Annotated in this window: 13 protein-coding genes; 7 read left to right on the plus strand and 6 right to left on the minus strand. The window is 62.6% G+C overall.

The genetic code is table 11. From position 1 onward, the window contains the following. Window positions 1-131 precede the first annotated feature (131 nt). Genes yajC through LMTR13_RS19490 form a run of 5 tightly spaced genes read left to right on the plus strand, consistent with a single transcriptional unit; the run spans window position 132 to window position 4,475 of the window. Window positions 132-494 (plus strand): preprotein translocase subunit YajC, encoded by a 363-nt coding sequence (gene yajC, locus LMTR13_RS19470; protein WP_065729237.1) that lies wholly within the window; start codon window positions 132-134, stop codon window positions 492-494. Between the two features lie 55 nt (window positions 495-549). Further along, a complete protein-coding gene (gene secD / locus LMTR13_RS19475; RefSeq protein WP_065729238.1) occupies window positions 550-2,151 on the plus strand; it encodes a protein translocase subunit SecD in 1,602 nt (533 codons plus the stop codon). A gap of 11 nt (window positions 2,152-2,162) precedes the next feature. Next, window positions 2,163-3,164, plus strand: coding sequence for a protein translocase subunit SecF (secF, locus tag LMTR13_RS19480; RefSeq protein WP_065732817.1), 1,002 nt, complete (start codon window positions 2,163-2,165; stop codon window positions 3,162-3,164). Between the two features lie 55 nt (window positions 3,165-3,219). Then, on the plus strand, window positions 3,220-3,615 hold the full coding sequence (locus tag LMTR13_RS19485; protein ID WP_065729239.1) for an Mth938-like domain-containing protein: 396 nt from the start codon (window positions 3,220-3,222) through the stop codon (window positions 3,613-3,615). Continuing rightward, a complete protein-coding gene (locus LMTR13_RS19490; protein WP_065729240.1) occupies window positions 3,612-4,475 on the plus strand; it encodes a phytoene/squalene synthase family protein in 864 nt (287 codons plus the stop codon). The genes LMTR13_RS19485 and LMTR13_RS19490 overlap by 4 nt, the downstream gene beginning before the upstream one ends. A 180-nt stretch (window positions 4,476-4,655) precedes the next feature. Here LMTR13_RS19490 and LMTR13_RS19495 read toward each other — a convergent pair whose 3' ends face one another. The 5 genes from LMTR13_RS19495 to LMTR13_RS19510 all read right to left on the minus strand — a co-directional run bounded on the left by LMTR13_RS19495 (window position 4,656) and on the right by LMTR13_RS19510 (window position 10,040). Continuing rightward, window positions 4,656-5,765: a serine/threonine protein kinase gene (locus LMTR13_RS19495; protein ID WP_065729241.1), complete on the minus strand. Its 1,110-nt coding sequence runs from the start codon at window positions 5,763-5,765 to the stop codon at window positions 4,656-4,658. 4 nt (window positions 5,766-5,769) lie between these two features. Beyond that, window positions 5,770-7,203 carry a methylenetetrahydrofolate--tRNA-(uracil(54)-C(5))-methyltransferase (FADH(2)-oxidizing) TrmFO gene (trmFO, locus tag LMTR13_RS19500; RefSeq protein WP_065729242.1) on the minus strand — a complete coding sequence of 478 codons (1,434 nt, stop codon included), beginning with the start codon at window positions 7,201-7,203 and terminating at the stop codon, window positions 5,770-5,772. A 180-nt stretch (window positions 7,204-7,383) separates the two neighbouring features. Further along, window positions 7,384-7,536, minus strand: a complete 153-nt coding sequence (locus tag LMTR13_RS39405) for a DUF1127 domain-containing protein (protein ID WP_074278622.1) — start codon at window positions 7,534-7,536, stop codon at window positions 7,384-7,386. A gap of 568 nt (window positions 7,537-8,104) precedes the next feature. Then, the gene (locus tag LMTR13_RS19505; RefSeq protein ID WP_065729243.1) at window positions 8,105-8,917 is read right to left on the minus strand and encodes a lytic murein transglycosylase; all 813 of its coding nucleotides are present in this window, start codon (window positions 8,915-8,917) and stop codon (window positions 8,105-8,107) included. 211 nt (window positions 8,918-9,128) lie between these two features. Further along, complete coding sequence (locus tag LMTR13_RS19510; RefSeq protein WP_065729244.1) at window positions 9,129-10,040, minus strand: DUF2189 domain-containing protein; 912 nt, start codon at window positions 10,038-10,040, stop codon at window positions 9,129-9,131. A gap of 291 nt (window positions 10,041-10,331) precedes the next feature. Between LMTR13_RS19510 and LMTR13_RS19515 the strand changes: the two genes are divergently transcribed. After that, window positions 10,332-10,709 carry a DUF3597 domain-containing protein gene (locus LMTR13_RS19515; RefSeq protein WP_065729245.1) on the plus strand — a complete coding sequence of 126 codons (378 nt, stop codon included), beginning with the start codon at window positions 10,332-10,334 and terminating at the stop codon, window positions 10,707-10,709. Between the two features lie 224 nt (window positions 10,710-10,933). On the opposite strand, the gene LMTR13_RS19520 is transcribed toward LMTR13_RS19515, so the two are convergent. After that, window positions 10,934-11,206: a GNAT family N-acetyltransferase gene (locus LMTR13_RS19520; RefSeq protein WP_065729246.1), complete on the minus strand. Its 273-nt coding sequence runs from the start codon at window positions 11,204-11,206 to the stop codon at window positions 10,934-10,936. 391 nt (window positions 11,207-11,597) lie between these two features. Between LMTR13_RS19520 and LMTR13_RS19525 the strand changes: the two genes are divergently transcribed. Continuing rightward, window positions 11,598-11,999 carry an SPW repeat protein gene (locus LMTR13_RS19525; RefSeq protein WP_065729247.1) on the plus strand — a complete coding sequence of 134 codons (402 nt, stop codon included), beginning with the start codon at window positions 11,598-11,600 and terminating at the stop codon, window positions 11,997-11,999. Window positions 12,000-12,049 lie beyond the last annotated feature (50 nt).

Genomic DNA, 12,049 nt, shown 5'->3' on the forward strand with positions numbered 1-12,049 from the left:
GGGGACGGCCAGCGTTGCAATTGGGCCCGCCGCCGCTATAGTCCGCGCAAATTTACCCCGGACCGGCGACATGCCCAGGATGCTGTGCCCAGGCATGGCCGGTTCTTTTCCGTCTCACGAGGATTGTTCGAATGCTGATTACCCCTGCGTACGCCCAGGCTGCAGCCGGTGGCGATGCCAACAGCATGTTGATGTCGCTGCTGCCGTTCGCGCTGATCTTCGTGATCATGTACTTCCTGATTCTGCGGCCGCAGCAGAAGAAGATCAAGGATCACCAGGAACTGGTCAAAAACATCCGCCGCGGGGACACCGTCGTCACCTCGGGCGGCCTGGTCGGCAAGGTGACCCAGGTGGTGGACGACGACCAGATCGAGTTCGAGATTTCTGACGGCGTCCGCGTGCGGCAGATGCGGCAGATGATTTCGGGCGTCCGCGCCAAGGGCGAGCCGGCCAAGGAAAAGAGTGAGGCCAAGGACGAGACGTCCGCGAGCTGAGTTTTTCCGCGCCGCTTGTCGCAGCGCATTTTCCTGGATCTGACGGGTCTGCTCGATGTTGTATTTCACGCGGTGGAAGGCGCTGACGATCATTCTGACCGCGCTGATCGTCTGCCTTTTCGCGGTTCCGAACTTTTTTAACCAGGAGCGCGTGAAGACCTGGCCGGCATGGGCGCAGCGGCACATCGTGCTCGGCCTCGATTTGCAGGGCGGTTCGTACCTGCTGCTCGAAGTCGATTCCAACTATGTGAAGAAGGAAAAGCTCGACCAGGTGCGCGACGAGGTCCGTCGCGTGCTGCGCGACGCCAAGATCGGCTATACTGGCCTTTCCGCGCGGGCCGATGCGGTCGAGGTCCGCGTCAAGGAGAGTGACCAGCAGGCGGCCCTCACCAAGCTGCGCGAGCTATCGCAGCCGCTTGGCGGCCTGCTCGGCTCCTCAGGGCAGCGCAGCCTCGAAGTCTCCGATGCCGGCGGCGGCCTGTTCCGTCTCACCGTGCCGCAAGCCGCCATCACCGAGCGCATCCGGCAAACGATTGAACAGTCGATCCAGATCGTCGAGCGCCGTATTAACGAACTGGGCACTGTCGAGCCCTTGATCCAGCGGCAAGGCACCGATCGTATCCTGGTCCAGGTACCGGGATTGCAGGATCCAACTGACCTGAAGCGCATCCTTGGTCAGACCGCCAAGATGGAATTCCGCATGGTCGATCCGTCGGTATCGCCGGATCAGGTTCAGTCGGGGCGGGGGGTTCCGGCGGATTCGGAAGTCTTGATGAGTGAGCAATCGCCCAAGGTTCCCTACGTCATCAAGCGGCAGGTGCTGGTGTCGGGCGGCGACCTGACCGACGCGCAGCCGGGCTTCGACCAGCGCACCAACGAGCCGATCGTGAACTTCAAGTTCAACAGTTCGGGCTCGCGCAAATTCGCGCAGGCGACGTCGGAAAATGTCGGGCAACCCTTTGCCATCGTCCTCGACAACAAGGTGATATCCGCACCCGTGATCCGTGAACCGATCACCGGCGGCCAGGGGCAGATTTCCGGCAGCTTCACGGTGCAGGCTGCCAACGAACTCGCGCTGCTAATGCGTGCCGGCGCACTGCCGGCGCCGCTGACCGTGATCGAGGAGCGCACCGTCGGTCCGGGCCTCGGCCAGGACTCGATTGAGAAGGGCAAACTCGCCGCCTATGTCGGCTCGATCATGGTCGTCGTGTTCATGCTGCTGACCTACCGGCTGTTCGGCGTGATTGCCAATGTCGCGGTTGCCATCAACATTGCGATGATCTTCGGCGTCCTGTCGCTGCTGAACGCCACCCTGACGCTGCCCGGCATCGCCGGCATCGTGCTGACCGTTGGCATCGCGGTTGATTCCAACGTGCTGATCTATGAGCGGATCCGCGAGGAACTGCGTGGCGGGCGTAACGCGATTTCGGCGATCGACGCCGGATTCAGGCGGGCGCTGGCGACCATTCTGGACTCCAATATCACCACTTTCATCGCCGCCGCGGTGCTGTTCTATATCGGCACCGGCCCGGTGCGCGGCTTCGCCGTCACGCTTGGCATCGGCATCATCACCACGGTCTTTACTGCGTTTACGGTTACCAGCCTGATTGTCGCCGGCTGGGTACGGTGGAAGCGGCCGAAGACTGTGCCGATCTAGGAACCTGGTTCGTGACTCAGTACGTCCTCATTGGGCTTGGCATTCTGATTGTCGTGCTGACCGTGGTCAGCGTGCTCGACCTTTTGCCGCCGCTGCGCATCGTCCCTGACGAGACGCATTTCGATTTCACGCGCTTTCGCCGCATCAGCTTCCCGATCTCGGCCGCTCTGTCGATTCTCGCGATCGTGCTGTTCTTCACCCACGGGCTGAATTTCGGCATCGACTTCAGGGGCGGTACGCTCCTCGAAGTGCAGAACAAGTCTGGTCCCGCCGACATCGGCGCGCTGCGCGCGACTTTGAGTGCGCTCGGGCTCGGCGAAGTCCAGTTGCAGCAGTTCGGCGGTCCGAACGACGTGATGATCCGGGTGGCCGAGCAGCCGGGCGGCGACGCCGCGCAGCAGGCGGCGGTTCAGAAGGTTCGCGGTGCGCTCGGCGACAGCGTCGAATACCGCCGTGTCGAAGTGGTGGGACCGCGCGTCTCCGGCGAATTGCTGGCTTACGGCATGCTCGGCCTGATGCTCGCGATTTTCGGCATCCTGATCTATCTCTGGTTCCGGTTCGAATGGCAGTTCGCGCTCGGCGCCATGATCGCCAACGTGCACGATATCGTGCTGACGATCGGTTTCATGTCGATCTCCCAGATCGACTTCGACCTCACCAGTATCGCGGCGCTACTCACGATTCTCGGTTATTCGCTGAACGACACGGTCGTGATCTACGACCGAATCCGGGAAATGCTGCGGCGCTACAAGAAAATGCCGATGCCGCAGCTTCTGAATGAATCCATCAACTCGACGCTGTCGCGCTCGATCATCACCCACGTCACGGTGACGCTGGCGTTGCTGGCGCTGCTCTTGTTCGGCGGCCACGCGATCCACAGTTTCACCGCCGTGATGATGTTCGGCGTGGTGCTGGTCGGCACCTACACCTCGATCTTCATCGCCGCACCGATCCTGATCTATCTCGGCGTTGGTGAGCACCGCGACGCGCCGGATACACCCGCGAAGAAATAGCGCATAGTCCGAAAAGCATGCCCTCGGGCTGGACCCCGAGGGTGCGGAAAAGGTCATGCCCAATCAAACAAGCCCATCCTCGGACGCTCCGCATCTTCCGAGGTCGGCGCCGATCGAAGCTTACGGCAAGGGCGGCTTTGCCTTCGCCGACATGTCGCATCGTGGCTCCCTGTTGTGCCTGCCGGATGCGATGTGGGCCTGGCCGGTGACGAAGCCTGCCGAGATCGACCAATATTCGCTGGATCGCGTGTTCAAGGCCGCCAACGCGATCGACACGCTGATCGTCGGCACCGGCACTGAGGTCTGGGTACCCTCGCGCGACCTCCGCGAGGCGCTGCGCGCCGTACGCGTGGTGCTCGATGCGATGCAGACGGGGCCGGCGATCCGCACCTACAACATCATGCTGGGCGAGCGGCGGCGCGTCGCGGCGGCGTTGATCGCGGTGCCATGAGCTACGCCACGACGTCGAAGGATACCGCTGCGTTCTGCGCCGATTTGGTGCGCACGCACGACTTCGTCCGCTATGCCTCGACGCTGTTCCTGCCTCAGGTCCAGCGCCGCGCGCTGCTGTCGATCTATGCCTTCAACGTCGAGATTTTGCGCGTGCGCGAACAGGTCAGCCAGCCGTTGCCGGGGGAAATCCGACTGCAATGGTGGACCGACATGCTGGAAGGCGCCGGCCATGGCGGCGTTGAGGGCAACCCGGTTGCAGCCGAACTGTTGCAGACCATCGGCGAATTCCGCCTGCCGATCGAGCCGCTGTCGCGGCTGATCGAGGAGCACCAATTCGACCTCTACAACGATCCGATGCCGTCGATGGCGGCGCTGGAAGGCTATATCACCGATACCGCCTCAGCGCTTTTTTCGCTGGCTGCGCGGATTGCGACGCCGCCGTCGGCAGCGGTCGACCATCTCGCGCGGCATGCGGGTCTCGCGCAGGGGATGACGCAGGTGATCGCGGCGCTGCCGCTCGATGCCGCACGGCGCCAGCTTTTCGTGCCGCTGCAACTGCTGCAGCAACATGGCAGCGGGATGGAGCAAGTGTTTTCGGGCAAGCAGACACCGCAGGCGCGTGCCGCGATCGATCAGTTGATCGGAGACGCCCGACAACATCTCCGCACGGCCCTCGAGCTACTCGCGCATGTGTCGCCGCAAGTGCGGCCGGTATTCCTGCCGTTGGCGCCGGTCCGCCGCGATCTGGAGCGCATGTCACGAGCCGACGTCGATCCATTCGTGCCGCAGGTGACGTCACGACTCCGGACGCTGTGGACACTCTGGCGCGCCTCGCGGTCGCGTGAGTTCGGCGGGTAAGTTTCCGGCGTTCCCCGGATGCTGCGCAGCGCGTCGCACTTGCACTCGGGTCCACGCTCTGCGCGGCCCGTGCACAGGCTGTGGTGCGCTGCTGATCCGGGGTCCATCCGTCACCGCCAAGTGGGTCCCGGTTCTGCGAAGCAGCGCGAAGCGTTGCATCGCGCCCGGGACACGCCGGAATCAATTCGGCCGCGAATTCAACTCGCTGCTTTCGAAATTGAACCGATCCCGCAGATTCTTGCGGCTCTCCAGAATGTCCTTCAGGAACGCGCGGTCGATATCGCTCGTGATCAGCGGTTCGATCAGGTCGAGCTGGTTCATCGCCACAAGCTGCAAGATCTCTGTGCGCGGCTTGCCTGCGGCATCGCGGGGCAGGGCATGCACCACCTGGATGTGCTCGGGCGGTTTGACGCCCTTGGCCGACAAAAGCTCGCTGCGCAACTGCTTTTCCAGCGCCACTTTGTCGGCTTCGACGAAGGCATATAACCCGACGCCGGTACGGCGGTCGGCAAACGCGACAATGGCCGTATCGCGCACTTCGGGATTTTTCCTGATCAGGGCGCTCAGCACCGGCGCGTCGTTGACCAGCCGGCGGCCGCCGCCCTCGCGGTCGGTGAAGTTGAACAGACCGCGGGTGATGGCCTGGTAGACCTTCTTGCCGGTCTTGAGCCAGATGCTGGCGACAAAGGATTTGCGCGCCAGAATCTTGCGCTCCATCGGCGTCAGCGCTGACGGCGCATAGCTGCGCTTGTGCTTCAGGAGATGCCGCAGATCCTCATAGGCTGCGATCCGGAACAGCCGGCTGCGGGTTTTGAAGCAGGCGGCCAATTGAAAATCGGTGAGATAGGCGCGGCCGTCGCGGCCCACCAGCCAGTTCTGCTCCTTGGCGAGATCGTTATGGCAGATGCCGGCGCGGTGCAGCTTGCGAAGAGCGAGCTTGGCGGAACGGAAATAGGCGAGGTCGCCATGGGGTTTTGCCAGATGCAGCGCGACGCCATCGATGAAGCCGCGCACCAGTGCCTGCCGTCCGGCCCATAGCAGTCTCGGGCCGACGTCGAGATCGCGCGCCAGCGCCAGCGCCAGCGCGCGGCGCTCGCGGTCGAACAGATAGCGGGCGAGCGGATAGGACCACACCGGCACCTGGTCGAGCCGGCGCAGCACGGCATCAACTTCACCGGAATCGTCGCGAAAGCGGCCGCGTTCGACGGTCGAGAACACGTCACGCTTCAGCAGAATGCCTTCGGTCCATCGTGCCGACAGGGTTGCGGCGTCGTCTTTCGGCAAGCCCATGGGATTACGCCGCCGCCGCTACGCGCAGATGATCGGCGATCCATCGATCGAGATCGGTCAGTGCGCGTGCGCTGAGCGCCTGCTTCTTGGCGACCGTCTTCTCGTTGCCTCGCAGCCTGGAGCCATCGGCCTTCTTGGTCGGCACGCTGGCAAGCGGCGGGAATAGGCCGAAATTGATGTTCATCGGCTGGAACGAGCGTGTTCCGGCCTCGATCGTTTCGATGTGGCCGCCGGTGATATGGCCGAGCAGCGAGCCCAGCGCTGTTGTCGCCGGCGGCGGTTCGAGCGCCTGCGCCCGCGCATTGGCCGCAGCATAGAGGCCGGCGATCAGACCGATGCTGGCAGATTCCACATAGCCTTCACAGCCGGTCATCTGCCCGGCAAAGCGCAGCCGTGGCTGCGCGCGTAGGCGCAACTGGCCATCCAGCAGCTTTGGCGAGTTCAGGAAGGTGTTGCGATGCAGGCCACCGAGCCGGGCGAATTCGGCGTTCTCGAGCCCCGGAATGGTGCGGAACACGCGCTGCTGCGCGCCGTAGTTCAGTTTGGTCTGGAAGCCCACCATGTTGTAGAGCGTGCCGAGCTTGTTGTCCTGCCGCAACTGCACGACAGCGTAGGGCTTGACCGTCGGATTGTGCGGATTGGTGAGCCCCACCGGTTTCATCGGTCCATGCCGCAGCGTTTCATGGCCGCGCTCGGCCATCACCTCGACCGGCAGGCAGCCGTCGAAATACGGCGTGTTGGTTTCCCAGTCCTTGAAATCGACCTTGTCGCCGGCCAGGAGCGCCGCGACGAAGGCGTCGTATTGCTCCTTCGTCATCGGGCAATTGATGTAATCGGCGCCGGTGCCGCCGGGCCCAACCTTGTCGTAGCGTGACTGAAACCACGCCACCGACATGTCAATGGAATCCCTGTGCACGATCGGCGCGATCGCATCGAAGAATGCCAGCGCGTTCTCATCGGTGAGTTCGCGGATGGCCTCGGCCAGCGGCGCCGAGGTGAGGGGGCCGGTCGCGACGATCACATTGCCCCATTCGGCCGGCGGCAAGCCGGCGATCTCGCTCCGGTCGATTTCGATCAGGGGATGGTCGCGCAGGGCCCGGCTGACGGCTGCGGAAAACCCGTCGCGGTCGACCGCCAGCGCTCCGCCTGCGGGCACTTGGTTGGCATCTGCGGAGCGCATGATCAGCGAGGCCAGCCGCCGCATCTCGGCGTGCAGCAGGCCCACGGCGTTATTGGCAGCGTCGTCCGAGCGGAACGAGTTGGAGCAGACGAGTTCGGCCAGGCCCTCGGTGCGGTGTGCCTCGGTCATTCGCGAAGGGCGCATCTCATGCAGGACCACGCGAACGCCCGCAGTGGCGATCTGCCAGGCCGCTTCCGAGCCGGCAAGGCCGCCGCCGATTACATGGACAGTGTCGGTTTTGGGAGTGTTGGAATTCATGCGCGCAGGGTTAGCGCGTTTTCGCGGCTAGCGCACCTACGATAGCGCTTTCAAGTGAAGCCTGCCCCGGACTTGATCCGGGGTGGATACCGGTTCGCATGAAGAAAGCGCGTCAAGATTAAACGACAACGCCCGCGGCGGGGCGGGCGTTTATCCGTTCATCAGGCGGCTGAACAGTGATCAGCCGTTGTAGTTTCCGGCGGCAACGCGCGGGATGTCCGAACGATCAAGGCCGATATCGGCCAGTTCACGATCGCTGAGCTGGGACAGTTCGCTGACATTGCGCTGATAATCCCGGAACGCCTGGATCATGCGGATGAGCGAGAGCAACATGGTAGTCTCCTTGCAATTACGATTCAGCTCTTGGGGGGTAGCTTCATCGTTGAAATGAATATAGCTTAGATTTTGCAGTGCAGAAGTTCCTATGCTGCGATGCAGCTAATCCTAAAACGCATGACAAAGGTAAGGGCCGTTTAATCTTTCGCGATGGCAGGCGGATCGGATGGCCCACACGCATGAGTGGTTGTCTCTTTGAAGAAAATAATGCCGTAAATTTGTGAGGTTATCGGAATATCCAGATTAACCGTAGCGTCCATTGGGATGGCGATAGGGGCGGTTCAATGCAAAACCGCAGCCGTCGAAAGGGAACAAAACGTGCTTCGAAGGCAGCCGGTTTGGAACTTTCTTATGCGCGAATCGCATGTGCTGACTTGAATCTGAATGAATATATATTCATTATTACAGGGGCGCCAATTTCTGATTCACAGCGGGGGAGCGACCGGCGTGACGGGCTACCGCATCCACGCGGCCCACGCGGATGCGAAGCATTATGGCCCGTGCTTTGGTCGGCGACCGCTGAGATAGATCGGCCAGCGAAGGGCTGGTCAGCCGGCCCTTTTTGTTAAGGCGCCCGCGAAAGCTGCGTCGCGAAATGGCCGATGGTCCTGGCGTAGACCTCGCTCTTGTTCCACTCCTTGATCGCGGCGAAATTGGCGCTGCCGGGCTCCCAGTCCTTGCCGCGCTGCCAGCCGTGGTTGGCGAGGAAGTTGGCGGTCGAGGCCAGTACGTCGGGCGCGCTGCGCAGGAGATCGCGGCGGCCGTTGCCGTCGAAGTCGACCGCGAACTTGACATAGGACGACGGCATGAACTGGGTCTGGCCGATTTCGCCGGCCCAGGCGCCGCGCATTTCCTGCGGCGCGATATCGCCGCGCTCGACGATGCGTAGTGCGTCCATCAGCTCGGCCTTGAACATGTCGGTGCGGCGGCAATCATAGGCCAGCGTCGCCAGCGAGCGCAGCGTCGCGAATTTCCCGATGTTGACGCCAAAATCGGTTTCCAGTCCCCAGATCGCCACCAGCACTTCGCCGGGCACGCCATACGCCTGTTCGATGCGCCCGAGCACCGAGCCGTATTGCTTGAGCATGTTGGAGCCACGCGTCAGCCGGGGCGGGACCATGCGGCCGGAGAATTCCTCAAAACTCTGGCTGAAGACCTTTTGCGATTGGTCGCGGGCCAGCACGGTCTTGTCGAACGTGACGCCGGTCAAGCCAGCCTGGATGGCGGACGCCGATATTCCATTGGAGGCCGCTTCCTTCTTGAAGTCCTCCAGCCATGTTTCGAACGAGCCCGTGCCGCAGGGCGCGGCGAGCGCGGCCGCCGAGGTCAGTAACAGCGCGCCCAAGGTCAGGGCGCGCACATAAAGGCGAGAGATCATCGTGCCGTTCGCTCCACGATCGATGCGTCTTCGCGTTAGTGTCGACGCCACGCCGAATGTTCGAAGCAAGATCGGCCAAAACAAGGCCTATGTAGGTGCCGGCAATGCCATTCCGTTGATCATGCTCAATTCATCGTTAGTGAGGGGCTGAACAACCAAACCGCCGGTCGGGATTCGACCGGCGGTTCGATCGATCAGGTTCCGTGCAGGCTTACGCGCTATCCTTGCGCCGCCAGGGGAACAGATTGGCCGGGAAATCGGCGGCAGACTTGCGTTCGCGGTGTGCGCGTGGCGGAAGCGGCTGCGGATTGAGTTCCGGCTCGATCGTCTCCCGATAGAGATGCCAGGTCGCGTGCCCGAGCAGCGGGATGACGACGGCAAGGCCGAGGAAGAACGGCAACGTTCCCGCGACAAGCAGCACCGCGACGATCAAGCCCCAGGCCGCCATCGGCACCGGGTTGCGCGCGACCGCGCGCAGCGAGGTCACCATCGCATCGCCAGCGCCGGCATGACGGTCCAGCATCAGCGGGAACGAGACCACGCTGATGCAGAGCGCGACGAGGGCGAACAGAAAGCCGACGCCGCAGCCGACCACGATCAGCCACCAGCCTTGTGACGTCGTCAGCACGCGCGTCGCGAAATCGGAAAAGCCGGTCGCGCCCGCATAGCCGAATGCGGCGATGTAGATCGCCTGCGCGGTGGCCACCCAGGTCACGAACAGCGCCAGCAGCAGCACGCCGAGCCCAAGCATCGCGCCGAATGACGGCGAACGCAGCATCGCTAGCGCATCCCAGGCAGTTGCCTGTTCACCATGTTCACGACGACGGCTCATCTCGTAGAGGCCGAGCGCCGCGAACGGACCGATCAGGGCGAAGCCGGCGGCCAGCGGAAACAACAGCGGTATGACGGAATAGCCGAGAACGGCGCGTGCCAGCACAAGTCCGAGAACGGGATATATCACACACAGGATGATGGCGTGGGTTGGCACCGCCTTGAAATCTTCCCAGCCGCGCCGCAACGAGCGGCCGAGTTCGGCGAAGCCGATGGTTCGGATGACTGGCGCGGCAGCGGTATCCGGTGCGCGCTGCGCCACTGATGTGACATTGCCGTGATATGTGGCCATGGTCGTCGTCTCCCTCGCGGTCGCATTGTGCGCCAATCGAAAGACGCAAACGCGCCGTTTCATAAAACGATCACGATCAGGCCAGACGCGAAGGGTGGAACTGGGCCGTGTCGCGAACTGTCCGGATAGCGTACTCCCAAACAGCAACAAACACACTCACGCTTAGGTGAATGTTTCATTGGCAAGCTTCTCTTGGGTGGCTAGACTTGCAGGCGATCCCGGCGTGGTGCTGCCGGTCAAACAGTGCCGCCAGAGACTCACCCCCATCATCAAACTCATTGGGAGCGAACGATGAGCATTTTCGGAAAAATCATGAACGCGATCTTCGGCAGCAAGGCAGACGCCGCGCCGGCCGGCGGCGGTGCGGCTGCGGGAGGTGGATCAACCGATGCGGCCGCTGCACCAGCGGCGACCGTCGACGTCGCGCCGATTCTCGATCAGGCCGTGAAGGCCAAGGGTGAGAAGCTGCAGTGGCGCACCTCGATCGTCGATCTGATGAAGGCGCTCGACATCGATTCCAGCTTTGCCGCGCGCAAGGATCTTGCGAAAGAGCTCGGCTATACAGGCGACAGCAATGATTCCGCCAGCATGAACATCTGGCTGCACAAGCAGGTCATGGCCAAGTTGGCTGCCAATGGTGGCAAGTTGCCGCCGGATATCAAGCACTGACGCTTCGCTCGGCCCTGATATACGAAGGCCCGCCGCGACGCGGGCCTTCTTCTTTTGGGGCGATTGCAATGCAGCTATGCGTAGCTACCTCACGTAGAAGCGCTGTACATACCGGCGGACAAAAAGATTCCCGGAAAATGTCGGTAGCGCGAACTCCGATGTGCAATTGCACATCGGAGAATCTGGAGATTTCGCGCTAACGCGCGCCCCGGAATGACGGTGTGTCACCCCGTCAGATCGGCAAATTCCGGATTTCTGCGCAGATAGTCCACGACAAAGCCGCAGCCGGCGATGACCTTGCGTCCGTCGGCGCGGATCAGTTCGAGGGCGCCCCTGATCAGCTCAGAAGCGATGCCGCGGCCGCGCAGGGCGCGCGGCGTTTCGGTATGGGTGATGATGACCGCCGCGGGCGTGGCTCGATAATTCGCAAACGCCACGGCGCCGTCGACGTCGAGTTCGAAACGGTTTTGAGCCTTGTTGTCGCGGACGGCGGCCATGCTGCGATTCCCGGATGATTCACCGTGTCATTTAGGGACATGAACCCGCCGATGCAAACCGGCGACGAAGGGACAACTGGCTCGCTGGGGTTGGCTGATATGCTGTCTTGAGCCTGACCGCTGCACTGTTGGGCACCGCCGTGATATCGGCGCCGACCGCCTCAACGAGCCGGCTGGCCCGATCGCGAGAGCCTGCAGCAGCGGCTCGGTGCAGCGCAATAAGGGACGCACACGCTTACTGGATCTTTGCGGGGAAGGCCTTGCAAGCGTGGGTCGGGTTCCTAGGTCTTTGAGATGACATACGCCGCCGTGGCGGCCGGGTCTGGGCTCGATATCGGAAATGCAGTGATCGCGGCCGCCGACGTATGCCTCTTTTCAAGGGGAGGTTACAATGTCGGGCATCCATTTCTTCAGCAAGCATCGCACGTGGGAAGACTGGTTCGGCATGCTGCTTGGCGCGCTGATCGTGGTATCGCCGTGGTTTCCCTTTTCCAGCCACGACGTGATGGACTCCGAACGCAGCACCATGATCCTGAATACGTTCGTGATCGGCATGCTGGTCTTCGGTCTGGCCCAGCTCGAATATGTCGCACTGCAGCGCTGGGAGGAGGTGGGGGAGATCGCGCTTGGCCTCTGGCTGGCCGCATCGCCCTTCATACTCGGCTATGCCGGTGACGACATGCTGCGGGCCTGGCACGTCGCCCTCGGTGGAATCGTGGTCCTGCTGGGCGCGCTTCAGCTCTGGCAGGACTGGCGCTTGAGCGATCAGGAACTGGCCAATCATCCGCAGTAGATTCTGGAGAGCCCGCCGGCTCCACACATGGCTGGCGGGCTTTCGATTCA

The organism is Bradyrhizobium icense, from assembly GCF_001693385.1.
Classification (GTDB): Bacteria; Pseudomonadota; Alphaproteobacteria; order Rhizobiales; family Xanthobacteraceae; genus Bradyrhizobium; species Bradyrhizobium icense.